The following is a 19,190-nucleotide window of genomic DNA, read 5'->3' on the forward strand; positions in this document are numbered from 1 at the left end:
GGATAACAATCATCCGTATTCAAACTTGAAGGTGTTTTTATTTGTCTCATCTTATGGGGTCAGTCCCTCTGCAGAGGAGCTTTTTTCATGCGTTACATCCATTTCGTCACCCAGGCGATATAATAAGCGCCGGGGATGAATACGAGCTGGGCGAGAAGCGTACCAGCGACCCTTGATGTGACCATCGTCAATGATGTCCATTTTAAGGAGACGTAGCTGCGCTTGCCCTTCGCCACATCGTCTGCCAGTACGGAGACTTTCGGGTCAACAAACACAGCCAACAGCATAGTCGCAACTCCGTTGATTAAGCCTGATGCCATCACGGCGGTCGTGCTGTGCTCAGGCGCCAGAAGGCCGGCGTACAGAGCGGACAGAACACCGATCGTGTAAATAGACGTAATGACCATATTAATGACAAACAAGCGTTTCGGAATCATTCGGAATTGAAGCCCTTTTAAATAGGAGAGTGATGGCAGTCTGATATAAGAACGCGCATGCTTCAGCCCGTTCAGTGAAAATCCTTTTTTAAATACCTGCATGACGGAGCCTCCTCCGTCCGCCAAGTGTATAATCGCCCTGGAGAATAACGCGACGAATGTCGGCAAAAGACAGATGCCGAGCATCGTTCCGACCGTGGAGCCGAATATTAAAAATCGAAACTGGGCGCCCACAAGAGACAGGGCGTTTGATCCGGCGGCATCAATCAGATGTCCGGTAAACGGCTGCTGAACCATGTTTGACATGCGCGACACGATGACCATGACATTAAATAATGACAGCGCGGACGCGATAAAACCGACTCTCGCGCCGGAAAGCCGTGTTGCATAGGCAAGCGTTTCAATCGAATGTATCAGCAACAGAAAACAGAAGATAAACAGTACTTGTGAAGTAATAACGTGCAATGTATGATTCCTCCAAATCTTTTCTACTGATTAGACTCTGCAGACTGCGGCGAGGTTTCGGCCGTTTACATAAAAAAACCGCCCGGATGTCCGGCGCGGTTTTGTCTTATTCTTTTCTTACGCAAATAAATAATATATGGTTGCCCGCCTTAGCCCGCGGGTGATTCGTATTAACAGTTCCGACAGAATCATTCTTCGAAAGTAAACACCATGGAAGTTCTTGAACACAAGACAACGAAAGCCCTACCTCTCAATCGTCACTGCGGCTCCGAAGCCGCGCCGGTGTGAATTGTAAAACAAAAAGTCTTTTTTCCATCTCTTCGTTAGGGGCGAATGTCAGAAGGAAAAGAATAAGCTCAGCTTTTTTTCAAGCTGTCCGTTGAAGCCTGAAGCTTCTATATCAAAACAGAAAAAAGAAGTTTACTTTCTTTTTTATTTGCATGTTGTCACTTAGCAGTTAATTATAACAGATTGCCCCTGAATAATCAAATGATTTATTAAAGTTCCAGCTCGGCCGGCGTTTTTTCACCCGCGTTCATGAGCTTGATCTGCTTCGGTTCAATTTCCAGAATCACCAGATTCGGATCGTCTTTTCCGTCAAACCAGCGTTCCAGTTTCGGATCCCACAGCTTTTCTTTTAAATCGGCTGAGTTGTTCAGTTTGGCGGTTCCGGCCACTTCCACATAAGCGTCTCCGAATCCTTCACAGTCATACCCTAACAGAATATGAACATTCGGATTGTTTTCAATTTCTTCCGCTTTATGAGTGTCTTTGCTCGTCGGCGTGTAAATCGTTAAGCCGTCATGGAAAAATGTCATGTAGCGTGAATGCGGTTTGCCTTGCTCTACCGTCGCAAGCGAACCGACTTTATGATGATCCAGTACTTCAAGCACTTTTTCTTTGATTTCATTTTGATTCATGAAGAATCACTCCTTTTTAACGTCTCCGCTTTTACTTTTCCACATTGGGGAGACATTTAAACCAAGAAATGTGCTCTTCTGCCGATCTTCGCTCCATTCCCGCTTCAGCATGCTGTAGTTCACCGTGTCATGATAGGCGCCCTGTACGAAAATGCCTTCTCTCGTCAGTCCTTCTTTCTGAAACCCGAGCCGCTCCGCCACCGCCCTGCTTTTCGTGTTTTTTTCAGCCGCGCTGATCATAATGCGGTTCAGCCCGAGATCCTGAAATGCATGGGTGATGACCGCCCGGCAGCTTGCGGTGATAATGCCGAATCCTTCATGCTCTCGATCCAGCCAGTAGCCGATCTCTGCTTTTTGATTGGCTGGATCGACATTATGGATGCTGATCATGCCGCAAAACCGGCCCTTCACAAAAATTCCGGCGTCAAACCCATTCTCTTCCGCGTATTTATAGCGCCATTCGGGGATGATCACATCGCGGTACGTATCGATATCAGCCAGTTCTTCCGCCCAGCTGAGCCATTCGCTGAGATGGTTTTGATTTCGCTTCATAACAGAATACAATTCGTCCGTATCTTCTTTGGCAAGCAATCTGATCGTCAGATGTTCCCGGATTTGACAGGAAAACACGATCACACCTTCTTTCCTTTATTAGCCATTATACAGGTAAATTCATTTTTTTCCATACAAAAAAAGATGAGGCGTGCAGCCTCATCCTTAAATGCGCGGGTCGGTGAAAATGTCGTGATCATCCGTGCTTGTCGATGACATTTCCGTGACGACCGCCCCTTCTTCTCCCGCTTGAAACCAATGCTTCGTATCCGGCGGAATGGTGTATTGTCCGCCCGGCTCAAGCACAATCTCATGCCAGACGGTGTAGTATTCCTTGTCTTCTTCCGGCGGGAGGACGCTTGGGTTCTCTGTCTTTTCGCCTTCCACGTAGAGATACACCTTCCCCCAGCGGCAGCGGAATGTCTCTTGTTTTCCCTTCTCGCCCCCGACCGGCGGATGGCGGTGTTCCGGACACGTCTGGCGCGGGAAGAGCACCAATTCTTTCGAACAGTAGCGGTCGGTATTCACGTAAATAAACAGCTGAAGCCCGGTTTCCTCAAGCTTGCCTAAGCCGTAATCCATGATTTGAATGTCTTCGACTTCATTATCAGTCAGAACGATTCCCGCTTTTTGATAGTATGCATTCACATCATGTTTCGATATCGTCATGCTTCAGCCCCCTTATGTGGTTACAAATTTGCCGCCGTTGACATGCAGCGTCTGTCCGGTCATATAAGATGATTCGTCTGAGGCCAGGAGCACATAGCAGCCGACATGTTCAACAGGCTGGCCTGCCCGGCCCATCGGCGTAGTCTGACCGAAGGAAGCGACTGTTTCTTCTGAGAATGTCGCCGGAATAAGCGGTGTCCAGATCGGCCCCGGTGCCACGGCGTTGACACGGATACCGTCGTTGACGAGCGCTTGCGCCATGGATCTCGTAAAACCGTTAATCGCGCCTTTCGTAGCCGTGTAGTCAATCAGCTGCGGATTGCCTGTGTAAGGATTAATGGATGTCGTATTGATGATCGCGCTGCCCGGCTTCATGTAATCAATCGCTTTTTTAGTCAAATAAAATTGTGAGTAAAAGTTTGTTTTAAAGGTTCTGTGAAGCTGCTCGCTTGTGATGTCTTTAATGCTTTCTTTCGGATGCTGTTCCGCGGCGTTATTCACGAGAATATCAAGACGCCCGAATTCTTCAACCGTTTTTTCAACCGCTTCATTGCAAAAGTCTTCCTCACCGACATCGCCGGGGATTAACAGACATTTTACGCCTTCTTCTTCCACTCGTTTTTTTGTATCTTCCGCATCACCGTGTTCATCAAAATAGACGATCGCGACATTTGCGCCTTCCTTCGCGTAAGCAACCGCTACGGCGCGTCCGATACCGCTGTCGCCCCCTGTGATAAGTGCGGTTTTCCCTTTTAATTTATCAGCGCCTTTATATTCTTTGTATTCATAAACAGGCGCCGGATTCATTTCGCTTTCAATGCCCGGCTGGCGGTTTTGTGATTCCGCCGGGAATTCCTTCGGATAGTTTTCCATGTCAAGTTCCTCCTTCTTGTTCGATCTCATATTTCTTGTCTACCTCGGCAGTCTTCCGGATAAACATGATTGAGACAGTTCAAAACGTTTTCGGAGAAAAATGTTTCACATGGAACGCAAGAAAAAAACCCGGCTGGCAGCCGGGTTTTTGTTTTCAATTATGAACGTACCGCTTGTTTGCGGAGCACGTCTTTTCTCACTTTTCCAAGGTTGTTTTTCGGAAGTTCGCTGACGAACTCAATTTCCGGAATTTTAAAGGCGGCAAGACGTTCTTGAAGGAATCGGGTCACTTCTTCTTCTGTCAGGTCTTCTCTGCCGTTTGTCACGATGAACGCTTTCGGCTTTTCACCGTAAAGCGGATCAGGGATACCGACAACCGCCGTTTCGAGAATGCCCGGCACTTGCTGAATGACCTCTTCAATCTGGTCGGGATAAATATTGTCGCCGCCGTAGATGATGACATCTTTATAACGTCCGGTGATAAAGATAAATCCGTCTTCATCCACATATCCGGAATCGCCGGTATGGAACCAGCCGTCTTTCAGCACTTTTCGTGTCGCTTCTTCGTTACCTTCGTAGCCTTTGAATAAAAACGGACTTGTCACAACGACTTCTCCGATTGAGCCTTGCGGAAGGACTTCACCTGTTTCCGGATCTACAACGCGGACATCCACTTCTTCCATCGGTTTACCCGCGGAAGCGGCTTTATCCATTCCCATTTGCGGATTCCAAGAGCTGATGCCCCACGCTTCCGTGCTTCCGTATCCGTGCATGAGCGGAATGCCGATGTCGAGATACTGCTGGATCAGGCTGCTTGGCACCTTTGTGCCTCCCGTCATCATATAAACGATAGAAGACATGTCAGTCTGGTGCGTTTCCCATGCTTTCAGCAGGTATGTGAAATAGACTGGCAGCGCCATGATGGTTTGAATTTTTTCTTTTTCGATGAGCTTCAGGTTTTCCACAGGGTCCTGATTGTCTGTCATAATGAATGTCGTTCCGCTCATCGTGCCGACCATCTGGCAGATAATCGCGCTCGTATGGTAATTCGGATGGCATGCTAAGAAGCGGACATGCTGCATTCTCCCCGTGTATGCCAATGTCGCGTTTACGTAGTTGTATATACCGCCGTGAGTGATCATGCAGCGTTTCGGATTGCCGGTTGTACCTGAGGTAAACATCAGCAATGCCGTATCGTTTTCAGACACCGTTTCGACATCCGGTGTATCACCGGAGCCTGTCAATAAAGCGTCAAACTGAGGCGTTGTCTCCGCAGCTGTTCCGGTCTCGACCTTCAGTTTAAGAGAAGATACCAGCGCAGGGAGCACTTCTTCCATGATCTCTTTAAATTCAGTGCCGTAAAAAACAGCTTTCGGTTCACAGGCTGCTAAAATGCCTTTCATTTCGTAAGGTGTTAATTGCCAGCTGACCGGCACAACCACCGCGCCGATTTCGAGTGCCGCAAACATGACAATGGATGCCGCGTGGCCGTTTTTGCAAAGCATCGCCACTCTGTCGCCTTTTTTTATTCCTTTATCAAGAAGCGCTTGTGCAAGCTGGTTGATTCGTTTTCGATATTCCGCGTAGGTCAGGGTATACGCACCGCTTTTTACAGCTTCGATCTCTTCGCTATTTGAAATGTCATGCAGAATCAGATGCTGTAATGTCTCCATATTTTCATCTCCCATAATGATAAATCACAAAAAAACTCTGTCAGATTTTCTTTCTCACGCAACCCATTTTAAACCAAAAAATATAACTTGTAAAACTATTTTGTTTTAGAACTATTCCATCAGTGAATGATACAATAGTCCCGTGTTTTTAGTTTCTTCCCTTCCCCTTACCCTCATACATGCACAAAAAAACACACCCCACATGAGGTGTGCGCTTCCTGTTTACCGCTGTCCTTTCTCCTGAATGAAATGATAAAACAGCTTGTTTAAACGTTTGTATAAATCGGCCTCATCCTCAGTCTGGAAGGCTTTTATACTGTCTTCGGACTCGATGATGGCCGAGCTGACCGCACTTAGTATTTCCGACCCTTCAGCGGGCATATCAGCCGGCGCCATCATCACCAAAGCGCGGTCGACGGTCAGGGAATTTCCGTCCATGCCTTTGACACTGCATGGAGCCGTCAAATCATAAATTTTGAAAAAAGGCGTGACAATTTCTTCATTTTTGAGATGGTACAGGGCCAACGCCGTTCCCGGAATGCCGAGTCCGCCCTGTCGTTCACGCTCAGCAAGGCGCTGTGCGGTTTTTTTGGCATTATGAACCAATCCTTCTTGCTCCAGCATGTCAAACATACGGTTCAAAAACAGTTCATACGCCGTGTTTGAATCAATGGATTTGACCGAAAAGTTCCGCAGCACGCTTTGGATAACCGCCGCGTAATGCGCCATACGGCCGGCCGCTTCCAGCATATCAGGCGTCTCCGGCTGCTTCTCTTCTCTTTTACCGTTTCTTTTTTTGTCAAGAATCAGCGGAATTTTTCTTTTGATGTACTGCTTGACCTGATCAGCGTCTTCTTCGTTTAAAAGCGGACTGACCATGACGTAATCAATGTTTTCATACGGGATCGGAACGGTGGATACGATCATGTCATACGCGGTGATGTCTCGATCCTTCAGTTCGATGAGGGAAGACATATCAAAGGAACGGATTTCCGAAAGCTCTTTTTTCAGCCTGGATGCGAGCATTTTGGACGACCCGATGCCGCTTGAACAGACGATCAGCGCTTTGATCTTCGCTTCTTCCCGTTTGATTTCCAAAGCGGAGCCGAAGTGAAGAACGATGAAAGCGATCTCATTATCAGAGAAAAGAAGCCCCGGAAAGAATTTTTCCATTCCTTCTTCTACGGCCATGTACAGCAGGAAGTAGTCGCGTTTAATTTGCTCGGTCATCGGGTTGTACATGTCGATATTTTCTTTTACCCGGTTGATCGCAGGCTCCAGATGGGCGATTAAACCGTCGTATAAAGAGCCGTTTTCCGTCAGATCAATTTTAATTTTTTCAGAAATGAAGCCGATCAGCTGCTTCGTTTGCAAGGCCGTTTCAACCTCTATGTCTTCCGGTTTGAATTCCGTTTTGTATTTGCGGTTGGCGCTCCGCAAATGAATGGTGATATATCCGATCTCAGCTTCCGGAATTGAAACGCCGAACGCTTTTTCAAGCTCTTTTGCCATTTCCAGCGCAGAGCCGTACTCCTTCGTCTGCTGCAGCGCTTTTAGTTCCGAAGCCTCCATCGTGATGGTTTCTCCGAGCCTGATCCGGTCCATCGCAAAGGTTAAATGAACCGCAAGCGCCATGTATGAGCTGTCAGATAAGGCGATCGCGATTTTTTCCTTGAGCTGAATTAAGAGCCGGTCCATTTTCAAAAGTTCCGCTTTATTTACGACGCCGAACATTTTTTCAGCATCGTCCGGTTTTCCTTTAATATTCAATTCAACCGCTTCCAAAAAGCTTTGAATATCAAGGCGGTTGACGATGAGATTGCCGACGATTTTCCGTTTCGCATTTTCCGGCCCCGTCAGCTGAATGCCGAAGCCCCTTTTTCGGATCAGCGTCAAGCCGAAGGGCGCAATCCAAGTCTCCAGCTCATCCAGGTCATAGCTGATCGTCGCGTTTGTCACTTGCAGTTCGTTCGCCAGACTGTAGAGCTTGATCGGCTCTTGAGACTCTAATAGTGAACATAGAATTAAAAGTTTCCGCTCCTCAGCGCTGTATTCATGCTGTTCATAGGACAGGTCTGACAGGAGTTTTTGTTTGTCCTCCGGGTTTCCTACCGCTTTCAGTCCTTTGCCGGGCTGTTTATCAAGTGCCAGACCGAATGATTCCATCATCGGTTTGATTGTTTTCAACTCGCGGTGAACGGTTCTTGTGCTGACTTGTAAAGCTTCCGCCAGTTCATGCACTGTCTCGTACCGGTTCTGCAGTAATAGATGTTTCATTAATTTTTGTTCTCTCGCTGTCATATACATGAAACGCGCCTCCAGATTTTCTAGTTGTGAGAAGTATGGCATATGGGGAGTGCTGCCGGGGAAAGTGGTGTAAGTTATAATATAAAACGCTTTCAATAATTATTCAACCATTTTCAAATGGCAATTTGGCACTGGGCCGTGTGACAGTATTGAAAAAGAAAAATGTGTCAGATAATATGCCATGACGCTTGTTACTCTTGATCCGCACGGCTATACTTCAAAGTGACCTTACTTGTTTTTAGACATTGCACACCACATAAACAAACGCCCGGAAGATAGCTTCCGGGCGTTTGTTCTGTTTATGGAATATCGCAGCCTTGGACACCGGTATAAATCCGGAACCACTGATCATGGCTGAGTTTGTACGCGGATGCACGCACCGCGGCGGAAATGCGGTTCTCTTTTCCGCTGCCGACAATCGGCATGATGTCTGCCGGGTGGGTGAACAGCCATGCGTACATGACTTCGTCAATGGAAGCGGCACCGATTTCTTCCTGTACGGAACGAAGCGCGGCACGGATACGGACGTCCTTATCTGATTGTCCGGTAAAGACGCTCCCGCCCGCAAGCGGTGACCACGCCATCGGCGGAATGCGTTTTTCCTGACAGAAATCCAGCGTGCCGTCATGAATATTTTCCAGCTCGTACGCCGAGATTTCAATTTGGTTTGTGATGAGCGGATCATCCAAATAGGATTCGAGCATTCTGTACTGGTGCGCTTTAAAGTTCGATACTCCGAAATATCTGACCTTTCCCGAGCTTTTCAGCGCATGAAACGCTTCAGCCACCGCCTCCGGTTCCATAAGCGGGTCCGGTCTGTGAATGAGCAGCACATCCAGATAATCCGTATTCAGATTCAAGAGCGACTGCTCCGCCGACGCTAAAATGTGAGACTTCGACGTATTATAATGATGCGACTTGTTTCCGGGCCGTTCCGGTGATTCAATGACAATCCCGCATTTTGTGACGATTTCGATTCGCTCCCTTATTGAAGGCGAAAGGGACAAAGCGCCGCCGAACAGCTTTTCACACGTATAACCGCCGTATATATCGGCATGGTCGAAGGTGGTGATGCCTTGGCTGATACACCATTCAATCAAATTCAGCAGCTCTCCGTCTGAAACATTCCATTCGTTCAGACGCCAAAGCCCGTGTATCACTCTTGAAAATTCCAGGTCTTCAGCCAATTGAATGCGCTGCATGTGAGATCCCCCTTTTTCTTAGAGCCTCTTGTATCTCTGTTTTCAGGAATTGCCCATGCTGTTTCATTCTGCTTCGGCGGCCGATTTTCCTTTCAGCCCGCAAAAATCGTCATTTAATGATTCTGAAACTGCTTTTTCGCTTTTTCAACGACGTAATGGCTTCCGCCGCGTTTTTTGACGTCTTGAATCATCATCGCGATCAAGAGGTCTTTCTTTTTATAATCGTAACCGACAAACCAGCCGTTTTCTTTGCCGTCTTTATCTTCTTTAGACGTTTTCAGCTCGGCTGTACCGGTTTTTCCGGCTACGGTAATGCCGCTTACGGCCGGCTGATATGCAGAGCCGCGCGGATCTTCAACGACGCCTCTCAGCCCTTTTGTGATTTCTTCGGCATTGGCTTTCGACACCACTTGCTTATGCCAGATTTGCGGTGTTTTTTCTCCGTCTTTGATCAATGTCGGTTTGACGAGATTTCCGTCTGTTACAAATGCGGTATAGTCAGCCGCTAAGTGCAGCGGAGACATCAGCATCTGCCCCTGGCCGTAGCCCGTATCTCCGAGAAGGATCTCGGAATCAAGCTTGCCGTTAGCGATTGAAGACTTTTCAATCGGAAATTGGTACGGAATCTCTTCATCAAACCCAAATGTTTTTAATCCTTTTGTAAACGCGTCCGCTCCGGCATCTATGGCATTTTGCGCAAAGTAGATGTTGTCCGATGTGATCAGCGCGTTTTCGAGATCCACTTCATTCAGGCGCTCTGATACGCGTGTGACATGGTAACCGCCCCAGCTCGAATCTTTCTGCCACTCTTTTCCGGTGATTTTTTTCTTTTCTGACGCTTTCAATGTGCCGTTTGTCAGGCCGACTGCCGCGGCAATCGGTTTAATCGTTGATCCCGGCGCATAAAGTTTGTTGAATTTCGCTGAAAACGGATTGTTTTTATCTTCATTCAGCTTTTTCCACTCTTTTCCGCTCCAGCCGAAAAGAAAGCCATTCGGGTCATAAGACGGTGCGCTGACGAGCGCGAGTGTCTCTCCCGTTTGCGGTTCGAGGGCGACTGCCGCTCCGCTGTCATCTTTCATAGAATCATACAGCTTCGTCTGCGTTTTCATGTCAATCGTTACATGAATATCCTGCCCGCTTTCGGCTTTCTTTTCAGCAATGACCTCACCTGTTTGCGGGACGTAAATTTTCCAGCCGGTCGTGCCGCGCAGCTTGTCTTCATATACATTCTCAAGGCCGGCGATGCCGATTTTGGAAGTATCGCTGTATTGGCCGTCTTTCGCTTTTTTCAGCTGCTCCGCTGTGATGGTTTTAATATAACCGGTCAGATGGGCCGCTTTTTCGCCGTACGGATAGTAGCGGGAGCTGACTTTCGTTTTCGTCACGCCGTCTAATGCGAGCAGGCTTTTGACCTTGCTTTCATCATCCGGTCTGATTTTTTGAAGCGGGACATAGGAGTCGTCTTTTACCCAGCCCTGGTTCAGTTTGCTTTTGATATCGTCTTCAGAAAGGTCCAGTTTTTCAGACAGTTTTTTGATCACGCTGTCTTTATCCTTGCCGAGTTTTCCAGGGATAATGCCGATTTCCGGCACCTCGGTATTCACGGCGAGACCTTTTCCGTCTTTGTCGTAAATTTGTCCGCGCTTCGGTTCTTCATTTGCGATCTGCACGGTTTTGTCATCGGAAAGCTGTTTGAAAATAAAAGAAGGATTCCAGTCGATGTTCCATGATTCTCCATCGTCTGTTTTTTCTTTTTTCAGGACGGCCGTGTTTTCAAAAGCGACCTTCCCTGCTTTTGTATCCATGCTGACTTTATAATCGATGTGCTGGAGGTCATCTTTTTTCTTGTCGTCTTCGTCCTGTTTTTCGGCAGTGACTTTCAGATTTTTGACCCCTGCTTGTTCATAAACGGTTTCATATCGCTTTACAAAATCCTTTTTGGATCGTTTTTTCTTTTCATCCTGGGTGAGGCTTTGGTACATCTTATCGTAATGACCGCCGTTCCAGTCTTTTACGAAATCTTTCATTCTGTCTTCGGCCGATTCCGTTTTCGAGCAGCCGATCAAACCTATGATTCCTGCGAGTAAAAGTAATAGGTATAACCCTTTTTTCACTGTCTATTCCCCTGCCTTCCAACTGTTATTTTCTCCTAAACCAAATCAGGCTGGCAAGGATTTTTTTCTCATATTGTTTAAAATTTTTTTGTTTTTCCTGCCGTCACGGGCCATATTCTTATACAATGTATCTATTAAAAAAAGGGGGAATTTCAGATGATCAGAGAAGCAGCCATGCTGTATGTAAAAGAAGGTCTTGAGGGGGAATTCGAAGAGGCATTCCGCCGGGCGGAGCCGATTATCGCGGGCATGAAAGGTTATCTGTCCCATTCCTTGTCCAAATGTATGGAAAAGACGCATAAATATTTGCTGCTTGTGGAATGGGAGACATTGGAAGATCATACAAAAGGCTTTCGCGGATCGCCGGAATATCAGGAATGGAAAGCCTTACTGCACCGTTTTTATTCACCATTTCCCGTTGTGGAGCATTTTCAGGATCTATCAGCCTCAGATCGCGTGAAGCGTAAAACCGATTAAGGAGATCGACCATACAAAAACGGCGGTATAGATATTGAATTTCCCGGAGCCGTCGTTTTCTTTCCGTTTTTCCTCCAGCCCCTGAATGAACATGACCGCACCGAGAAACACGAGCATAACCGGCTGTATGACAGAGGTATGTTCCGCATACGTAAATGCGGCGGCCGCAAGTATAATAATCAGCATCGCGAGTGACAGTTTTAAGGCGCGCAGCAAAGCAATCCATCCTTTCTGTTATCATTTTTTGAACACAATTCTATTTCTGTCTTTATCCCCCATTATTCTAGCGTATTTTTTGCGCGGATAGAACGAAAGTCGGACAATTTTAAGTTTGTTTTAAGGAGCACGAAAAGCGCGCTCCCGATAAAAAGGAGCGCGCGGTTATGAGCGGGCGAGGGTTCCGTATCCGAGCCCCCGCAGGACGCATGCCATGACTTCATACCCCTTGCTGTTGGGGTGTACGCGGTCATGAGAGAGATATTCATTCATTTTTCCTTTGAAAGCGCTGTGGACGTCCGCAATTTTGACGTGCGGCGCCGATGCGAGTGTGCTGAGGTGCGCATTATAAGAGGATATCCATTTTTCTGCAATGGAGATGCCCGGGAAAGGATTGTATAAATTGAAGACGCGGATCTCATAAGGAGACGGGTGCGGCCCTTTTAAGGCAGCGATCTTGGCAATCATCTTTTCAAAGTTCTCATGGCAGTGACTGGACACGCTGGTGAACACCGAAGCGTCCGATGTTTGCTGATATGCCTGAACCGAATCGATCAAATCGTTGCCGCAGCCTGTAATCGTAATCATATCAGCAGCCTGAATCCGCCTCTGAATGTACGGCAAGGACATAAGCCCGAGAATTTCTCCCGTCTCAAGGCCTGATTTGGCAAAGATGGATACGTCAGTTCTTGTCTGTAAATCTTCTGCCATCATACGCCCGAACCGCTGGACAAAACCGGCGGAAAACGGCCCGGATCCCCTCCCCGTCGTCAAAGAATCCCCCAGCGCCGTATAAACAAGTCCCATTTACTTTCCTCCACTCGTTACTATCGATATTGTAATGTACGCGAGTGAAGAAAAATTGGCTCGGTCAATAACCCAATTTCTCAGAAATATGCTGTGCGGCGGTTTTGACCTTTTCGGTTAAATACGGCAGCCTGTCCTCTGAAAACCGGGCTTCGAAGCCGGCGATGCTGATTCCGGCAGCCACCTTACCTTCGTGATTGAAAATCGGCGCCCCGATCGCCGCCGTGTAATCTTCTAATTCCGAATAGCTGATCGTATAACCTGATTGTAAGGACCTTTCAATGGATTGAAGCAGTTCAGCCCGATCCGTCATCGTGCCTGAGGCGATTGCGGCAAGCTTTGTCTTCTGAATGTATGTGTCAATCTCCTCTTTTGGCAGAAACGATAGAATGCTTCTGGCGCACGCTCCCGCGTACAGCGGCGACCGGCGGCCGATTGCCGTATACAGGCGGACGGTTTGAGTGCCTTCAATTTTTTCGACGTAAATGGCTTCATCTCCGTCCCTCATGATCAGCTGAACGGCCTCATCCACTTCGCCGCACAGCTCTTCCATAATCGGTTTGGCTATTTTCCTGATGTCCAGACGTTCAGAGACGAGCTGGCCGAATTGTAAAAAGATCAGACCAAGCTGATAACGGCCGTCCGCTGCCCGGGTGAGAAATCCCGTTTCCTCCAGCGAGCTTGCCATCCGGTGAACCGAGGTCTTCGGCATTTCCGATAGAGAAACCAGCTCATTTAAGCTCAGGCTCGGTTCAGTCAGAAACAAATGAAGCAGTTCCATTGATTTGATGACGGTTTTGTTTTTGTTTTCCATGGTCTTTAGCCCCTTTGTCAGATCAGCCATTCCATTTTGAGCCTTGCTTTCAGCTCCTTCAGCTGCTGTTCCTTCTCCAAAAGCAGCATTTCCGCTTCCTCCAGAGAAACGGCCCGGAACGTGATATGTTCCCCCGGCATCGTTTGGGCGACGAGAGGAAGATCGGCGGATATGATATGCGCCATCCGCGGATAGCCCCCCGTCGTCTGTCTGTCAGCCAGCAGAATAATCGGATTGCCGTCCGGCGGCACCTGCACCGTTCCGAACGTCACGGCCTCAGATACCATTTCCAGCGGCTCCCTCAATTCAAGCGGAGCGCCCTTCAGCCGGTAGCCCATTCGGTCGGATTGAGGCGTGACCGTATATGACTCTTGATAAAAACGCAATTTTGCTTCTTTTGTAAAAGCATGAAATTGAGCGCCTTCAAGCACTCGTATGACCGGATTTTTTTTCAGCGGCAGAAATCCTCTGCTGCTGACAGACCAATCAGGCGCTGAGAAACCATGCTGTCCGAAAGAATCGCTCAGACGGTACGCGATTGATTCCGAACATGGCGTCATACGGCCGAGCGGCAGCTCATCATCTTTTTGCAGCGCTCTTCCGCAAAAACCGCCGATCCCCGCTCTGACATACGTGCTTTTGCTTTCCATGACGGCGGGCACGTCAAATCCCCCCGCGACGGCGAGATAAGCGCGGCTCCCCATCTTGCACGGCCCGAATGAGACGACGCTGTTTTCCTTTATCAAAACTGGTTTCCACAGAGGGGCGGGCTCCCCATTAATATGAAGGGCGAAATCAGCTCCCGTGACAGCAATAACCGCAGGTTCTGAAAATTCAAAGGAAGGCCCGGGCCCCATGAGCGTAATTTCCAGTCCCGCCTCTTTTTCTTGATTTCCGGCAAGAAGATTGGCGATGCGCAGTGAGATCGTATCCATTGCGCCGCTTCCCAGCACACCGTATTTCTGATATCCCGTCCGCCCCGTGTCCTGAACCGTCGTCAAGAGACCGGGCTTTACCACTTTCATACTCATTCGGCTCCCTCCTTGATGCGGCTGTACTCCTCTGCCGTGATCCGGACGAATTTCACCGTATCGCCCGCTCTCAAAAGACTCGGCGGATGTTCTTCCGGCCTGAAAAGACGGAGCGGGGTGCTGCCGATCAGCTGCCAGCCGCCGGGAGTGGATATCGGATACACACCGGTCTGCATTCCCGCGATTCCTACTGAACCGGCCGGGATGGACGGCCTTGGCGACGCCTTTCTCGGCGCTCTGATCCGCTCAGACATTCCTCCTAAAAACGGAAATCCCGGCGCAAATCCGAGCATATAAACGAGATATTCGCCTTCAGTATGAATGCGGATGACGTCTTCCGGGGTCAGATCGTTCATCTCAGCGACCTCTTCTAAATCGGGACCGAAATCACCGCCGTAGCAAACGGGGATTTCCATCACCCGGCGCTCTTCTTTGCGGCCGGTCATTATATGGCTGAGACGTTCTGTCACTTCTTTCTTGACCAGGGCAAAAGGAGAGACGCCTTTTTTTATGTTTGAGACGGCATACATATCATAAAAGATCGTTAAGCTTGTGAATGCCGGAATACATTCCACGAAGCCCGGAAACGGCCGTTCTTCCATACAGGCTGCCGCCGCATGCACCCGGCTGTTGACCTCTTCGCTGATGTGCCCGCCAAAGCGGATGATAACGGCGGAATCACCGTACGGCTGTATATCAAGCGCTGTATTTCCGCTATACTGCATCATTGTCATCACCTCGTTGTATTCTTTCTCACTTACAGGACAGCAAGCGATTCATTTCGTATATCGGTGATCAGCATGTGCCCCGGTGAATGTGTTATTACGATGTCAGGCTTTGCTTCCATGATCACCGCCTGGGGCGTAACGCCGCAAGCCCAGAATACGGGAACTTCGCCTTCCCGCACCGTTACGGCATCTCCGAAATCCGGCTGATGCAAATCGCTGATACCGATGCTTTGCGGATTTCCGATGCGGACGGGGGCACCGTGCACGGCGGGAAAACGTGACGTGACCTGCGCCGCGCGGACTGCAAGCCTTTCCGGAATCGGTCTCATGCTGACGACCATCTTTCCAGAAAACGGGCCGGCGGGAACACAGTCAATGTCTGTTTTATACATGGGGACATTCACACCCTCATCGATGTGCCTGATTGGAATGTGCTGATTAATAAGGGCCTGCTCGAATGAAAAACTGCAGCCGATTAAAAACCCGACATAATCATCCTTCCAATACGGCGTAATATCCGTTACCTCTTCAGTAAGCACGCCATGCCGATAAATCCTGTATTTCGGAAAGTCCGTCCGGATATCAGCTCCCGGCGCAGCTATTGCCGGAACGGGTGAACCCGCATCCGTCACATCAAGCACCGGACAAGGCTTTTGATTGCGCTGGCAGAATAAGAGAAAATCAAAGGCAAGATCCTTTTGCAAAACGACGAGATTGGCTTGTGCGTAAGAAGCGGCCATCCCCGCCGTCGGCCCGGTCATCTGCCCCTTCCTGATCAGCTGTCTGACTTCTTCGGGACTCATGTCACTCATATGGTTTTTCATATCATCAGCTCCATAGCTGCGGCATCTGCGTGAATAATGTATAGATGCCCATAACCGCCATGACAACCACTACGATCGCCCCTGCAATCGTGAGCCAGATCGGATGCTTGTAATCGCCGACGATTTTTTTCTTATAAGCGCCCAACAGTATCATCGCTAATGCAAGCGGCAGAATTAAGCCGTTAAGCGAACCGACCGCGACCAGAATTTTGGCAGGCTGGCCGATCGTAACAAAAATAAGAGTGGATACGATGATAAAACCGATAATGACGCCATGTGAGTGCTTTTCGATTTTTGTTGAAAATGATTTGAAAAATGATACCGATGTATAGGCGGCGCCGATGACAGACGTGATAGCGGCAGACCACATGATGACGCCGAAAATTTTATAGCCTACATTTCCCGCCGCAAGCCGGAATACAGAAGCCGCCGGATTATCAGGATCAATGCTCAGGCCCTTTGAGACGACGCCGAGCACGGCGAGAAACAGGGCAATCCGCATAATCGATGTAATCAGAACGCCTGTGATGGAGCTTTTCGTAACCTGAGGGAGGACTTCCTTCCCTTGGATGCCTGAATCAAGCAAACGGTGGCCGCCGGCAAATGTAATGTATCCGCCGACCGTGCCGCCGACAAGCGTCACGATCGCCAGCACACTGATATGATCAGGCATAAAAGTTTTCACAACGGCGTGTCCGACCGGCGGAGCCGTCGTTACGGCAACATACACAGTCAATACGATCATGACGATTCCGGCGATCTGCATAAAACGGTCCATGACTTTTCCGGCTTCCTTTATGACAAAAATCAGCACCGCGACCGCTGCGCTGATTAAAGCGCCGATCTCCGGTTTGATCCCGAATAATACTTGAAGACCGAGACCCGCGCCGCCGATGTTTCCGATATTAAACGCAAGTCCGCCGAGCACGACCAGAAAAGCAATGGCATAACCGGCGCCCGGAAGCACCATATTGGCAATCTCTTGGCCGCGCTTTCCGGAAACCGCGATAATCCGCCATACATTGGTTTGCGCGAAAATGTCCAAAATAATAGAAATTAAAATGATAAAGCCGAAGCTTGCCGCCAATGTATTGGTAAACGTGGCCGTTTGCGTCAGAAAGCCGGGCCCGATTGATGATGTCGCCATCAAAAATGTCGCGCCTAAAAGAAGCGACCATTTGCCGGAAGCCTTTCCGGCTGTTTTTTTCTTTTGCTCCATGCTGTCTTCCTCCCTCTGCTGCTCAGTCTTTTGAAAGTGCGCTGATTTGAATGTCTGCCGCTTTTAATTCTTTTTTGATTGTTTTTGCGAATGTGAGGGCGTGGGCTCCGTCTCCGTGAATGCAGACCGTGTCCGCTTTCAGGCTTACAGCTTGTCCCTTACGTGATGTCACCGTGCTGTCTTTCACCATTTGAATCACTTGACCGACCGCTTTTTTGTCATCCTGAATCAGCGCATCCGGCTCTGAACGCGGCGTCAGCGTGCCGTCTTCCTGATAGGTGCGGTCCGCAAACACTTCGCTTGCCGTCCTCAGTCCGATTCGATCTCCCGCTTTAATCAGCTCGCTTCCGGAAAGCCCGAAAAGAATAAGCCCGGGATCAAAATGACAGACCGCCTGAGCGATGGCTTCTGACAGGCCGGGATTGACGGCGGCCATATTATATAAAGCGCCGTGCGGCTTCACATGCTGCATCTCGACACCTTCTGCTTTTAAAAACCCTGACAGCGCGCCGATTTGGTACAGCGTCAGATCATACGCTTCCTCGGGTGTAATCGCGATCTGCCGCCGCCCGAATCCCTGCAGATCGAACAGCCCGGGATGAGCGCCGATTTTCACGCCTTTTTCCGCCGCAAGCGCAACCGTTTTGCGCATCACGCTGGGATCACCCGCATGAAAGCCGCAGGCGATGTTTGCAGATGTCACATAATCCAAAATCTCTTCATCCAGCCCGATTTTATAAGCACCGAAACTCTCTCCTAAATCACAATTGATGTCAATCTGAAACATAAGATCCCTCCTGTATTGTAAACGTTTTATATGATTATCATTCCGCTATTCGGAATGACTATTCCGAATTGTTGGATTTCTCTTCATTATATTTATTTCTGACAGGTTTGAACATCCTTTTGTCAGAAAACCTACCATGGACCTAGTCACAAATCTGACAAAACAAAAAAAGAGAGCCTCATACTGAGACTCTCTCTTTTTTCTATTATAACACCCAGTGGCGGATCGCTTTGGCGACCCCGTTTTCCGTGTTGACATCAGTCACCCAGTCAGCTGTTTCTTTCACAATGTCCTGCGCATTCCCCATGGCGACGCCGACACCCGCTTTTTCAATCATGGCAATGTCATTCAGACTGTCACCCATGGCCATCACATTTTCCATCGTGAAGCCGAGTTTTTCCGATACCTTCGCCAGCGCAGCCGCTTTGTTGATACCGAGGGCATTGACTTCGATGTTGATCGGACTGGAGTTTGTGATCTCGAGCTCCTTGTATTCCTTGAGCTCTTTCAGCACCTCATTCCGCACTTCGTCATCCTCGATTTCGAATCCGAACTTGAGCCACTGATGATCCGTAATCGTTTCCGGGAATTCCCCTCTCCACACTCTATCGACGGTAGAGGCCCAGAAATTCGTGTTGTGCTTATTCCTCAGATCCCATAATTTTTGAATATGATCGGTATGAAGAAGCTTGCGCTCAACCAGCTCAAAGTCGGAATCCCAGATTTCGCTGCCGTTTGCCGTGATTAAAAAGGATGACAGCTCGAGAGACTCAGCCAGTTCGCGGCAGGTCATCAGCGTGCGTCCTGTGCTGATGACGACGTGAATTCCTTTCGCCTCCGCTTCCTTGATCGCCCGCCGGTTTTCCTCCGGGATGAGCTGCTCGTCATTGAGCAGGGTTCCGTCCATATCAATCGCGATCAGTTTAATATCTGCGTCTTCTCTTTGTATCGGCATATATGTACCTCACTTTTTATAATGTAGTCGTCTCTATTTTAATACATATGACCCACAGGAACAAAAAACCGCTTCCTGCGTTTGGCGGGGAGAACGTTGAGGAAAAGAAATATTGAG

19 protein-coding genes are annotated in these 19,190 nt (G+C 48.7%); 1 reads left to right on the forward strand and 18 read right to left on the reverse strand.

The window, feature by feature from the left end:
* Window positions 1-92 precede the first annotated feature (92 nt).
* The 9 genes from BGM27_RS17820 to BGM27_RS17860 all read right to left on the reverse strand — a co-directional run bounded on the left by BGM27_RS17820 (window position 93) and on the right by BGM27_RS17860 (window position 11,215).
* Entirely contained in the window at window positions 93-902 is an 810-nt protein-coding gene (locus tag BGM27_RS17820) for a lipid II flippase Amj (protein WP_007410310.1), read from the reverse strand.
* A 497-nt stretch (window positions 903-1,399) separates the two neighbouring features.
* Window positions 1,400-1,822 (reverse strand): pyridoxamine 5'-phosphate oxidase family protein, encoded by a 423-nt coding sequence (locus BGM27_RS17825; protein WP_003156270.1) that lies wholly within the window; start codon window positions 1,820-1,822, stop codon window positions 1,400-1,402.
* 6 nt (window positions 1,823-1,828) lie between these two features.
* Window positions 1,829-2,452 carry a GNAT family N-acetyltransferase gene (locus BGM27_RS17830; RefSeq protein WP_007410309.1) on the reverse strand — a complete coding sequence of 208 codons (624 nt, stop codon included), beginning with the start codon at window positions 2,450-2,452 and terminating at the stop codon, window positions 1,829-1,831.
* Window positions 2,453-2,539: 87 nt separating this feature from the next.
* Window positions 2,540-3,043 carry a D-lyxose/D-mannose family sugar isomerase gene (locus tag BGM27_RS17835; protein WP_007410308.1) on the reverse strand — a complete coding sequence of 168 codons (504 nt, stop codon included), beginning with the start codon at window positions 3,041-3,043 and terminating at the stop codon, window positions 2,540-2,542.
* Window positions 3,044-3,055: 12 nt separating this feature from the next.
* Entirely contained in the window at window positions 3,056-3,916 is an 861-nt protein-coding gene (locus BGM27_RS17840; protein ID WP_007410307.1) for an SDR family oxidoreductase, read from the reverse strand.
* A gap of 158 nt (window positions 3,917-4,074) precedes the next feature.
* The gene (locus tag BGM27_RS17845) at window positions 4,075-5,589 is read right to left on the reverse strand and encodes a class I adenylate-forming enzyme family protein (RefSeq protein WP_007410305.1); all 1,515 of its coding nucleotides are present in this window, start codon (window positions 5,587-5,589) and stop codon (window positions 4,075-4,077) included.
* 222 nt (window positions 5,590-5,811) lie between these two features.
* Window positions 5,812-7,896: a BglG family transcription antiterminator gene (locus BGM27_RS17850; protein WP_007410304.1), complete on the reverse strand. Its 2,085-nt coding sequence runs from the start codon at window positions 7,894-7,896 to the stop codon at window positions 5,812-5,814.
* Window positions 7,897-8,195: 299 nt separating this feature from the next.
* Entirely contained in the window at window positions 8,196-9,098 is a 903-nt protein-coding gene (locus tag BGM27_RS17855; RefSeq protein ID WP_007410303.1) for an aldo/keto reductase, read from the reverse strand.
* 113 nt (window positions 9,099-9,211) lie between these two features.
* Entirely contained in the window at window positions 9,212-11,215 is a 2,004-nt protein-coding gene (locus BGM27_RS17860; protein WP_007410302.1) for a penicillin-binding transpeptidase domain-containing protein, read from the reverse strand.
* A gap of 156 nt (window positions 11,216-11,371) precedes the next feature.
* Between BGM27_RS17860 and BGM27_RS17865 the strand changes: the two genes are divergently transcribed.
* Window positions 11,372-11,692 carry an antibiotic biosynthesis monooxygenase family protein gene (locus BGM27_RS17865; RefSeq protein ID WP_007410301.1) on the forward strand — a complete coding sequence of 107 codons (321 nt, stop codon included), beginning with the start codon at window positions 11,372-11,374 and terminating at the stop codon, window positions 11,690-11,692.
* On the opposite strand, the gene BGM27_RS17870 is transcribed toward BGM27_RS17865, so the two are convergent.
* The 9 genes from BGM27_RS17870 to BGM27_RS17910 all read right to left on the reverse strand — a co-directional run bounded on the left by BGM27_RS17870 (window position 11,663) and on the right by BGM27_RS17910 (window position 19,073).
* Complete coding sequence (locus tag BGM27_RS17870; RefSeq protein WP_369719110.1) at window positions 11,663-11,878, reverse strand: YczI family protein; 216 nt, start codon at window positions 11,876-11,878, stop codon at window positions 11,663-11,665. The two genes, BGM27_RS17865 and BGM27_RS17870, sit on opposite strands and share 30 nt — an antisense overlap.
* A gap of 195 nt (window positions 11,879-12,073) precedes the next feature.
* Window positions 12,074-12,715: a spore germination lipase LipC gene (gene lipC / locus BGM27_RS17875; protein WP_007410300.1), complete on the reverse strand. Its 642-nt coding sequence runs from the start codon at window positions 12,713-12,715 to the stop codon at window positions 12,074-12,076.
* A gap of 64 nt (window positions 12,716-12,779) precedes the next feature.
* Complete coding sequence (locus BGM27_RS17880; RefSeq protein WP_007410299.1) at window positions 12,780-13,529, reverse strand: IclR family transcriptional regulator; 750 nt, start codon at window positions 13,527-13,529, stop codon at window positions 12,780-12,782.
* 17 nt (window positions 13,530-13,546) lie between these two features.
* Window positions 13,547-14,554 carry a 5-oxoprolinase subunit C family protein gene (locus BGM27_RS17885; protein ID WP_124693436.1) on the reverse strand — a complete coding sequence of 336 codons (1,008 nt, stop codon included), beginning with the start codon at window positions 14,552-14,554 and terminating at the stop codon, window positions 13,547-13,549.
* A 2-nt stretch (window positions 14,555-14,556) separates the two neighbouring features.
* Window positions 14,557-15,288 (reverse strand): 5-oxoprolinase subunit PxpB, encoded by a 732-nt coding sequence (pxpB, locus tag BGM27_RS17890; protein ID WP_020953887.1) that lies wholly within the window; start codon window positions 15,286-15,288, stop codon window positions 14,557-14,559.
* A 29-nt stretch (window positions 15,289-15,317) separates the two neighbouring features.
* The gene (locus BGM27_RS17895; RefSeq protein WP_007410296.1) at window positions 15,318-16,112 is read right to left on the reverse strand and encodes a putative hydro-lyase; all 795 of its coding nucleotides are present in this window, start codon (window positions 16,110-16,112) and stop codon (window positions 15,318-15,320) included.
* Between the two features lie 4 nt (window positions 16,113-16,116).
* Window positions 16,117-17,331, reverse strand: a complete 1,215-nt coding sequence (locus tag BGM27_RS17900; RefSeq protein WP_007410295.1) for an NRAMP family divalent metal transporter — start codon at window positions 17,329-17,331, stop codon at window positions 16,117-16,119.
* Window positions 17,332-17,353: 22 nt separating this feature from the next.
* Complete coding sequence (locus tag BGM27_RS17905) at window positions 17,354-18,118, reverse strand: 5-oxoprolinase subunit PxpA (protein WP_007410294.1); 765 nt, start codon at window positions 18,116-18,118, stop codon at window positions 17,354-17,356.
* A gap of 205 nt (window positions 18,119-18,323) precedes the next feature.
* Window positions 18,324-19,073: a Cof-type HAD-IIB family hydrolase gene (locus BGM27_RS17910; RefSeq protein ID WP_007410293.1), complete on the reverse strand. Its 750-nt coding sequence runs from the start codon at window positions 19,071-19,073 to the stop codon at window positions 18,324-18,326.
* Window positions 19,074-19,190: the final 117 nt, after the last annotated feature.

Source organism: Bacillus sp. FJAT-27001 (genome assembly GCF_019039175.1).
GTDB classification, from domain to species: domain Bacteria; phylum Bacillota; class Bacilli; order Bacillales; family Bacillaceae; genus Bacillus; species Bacillus velezensis.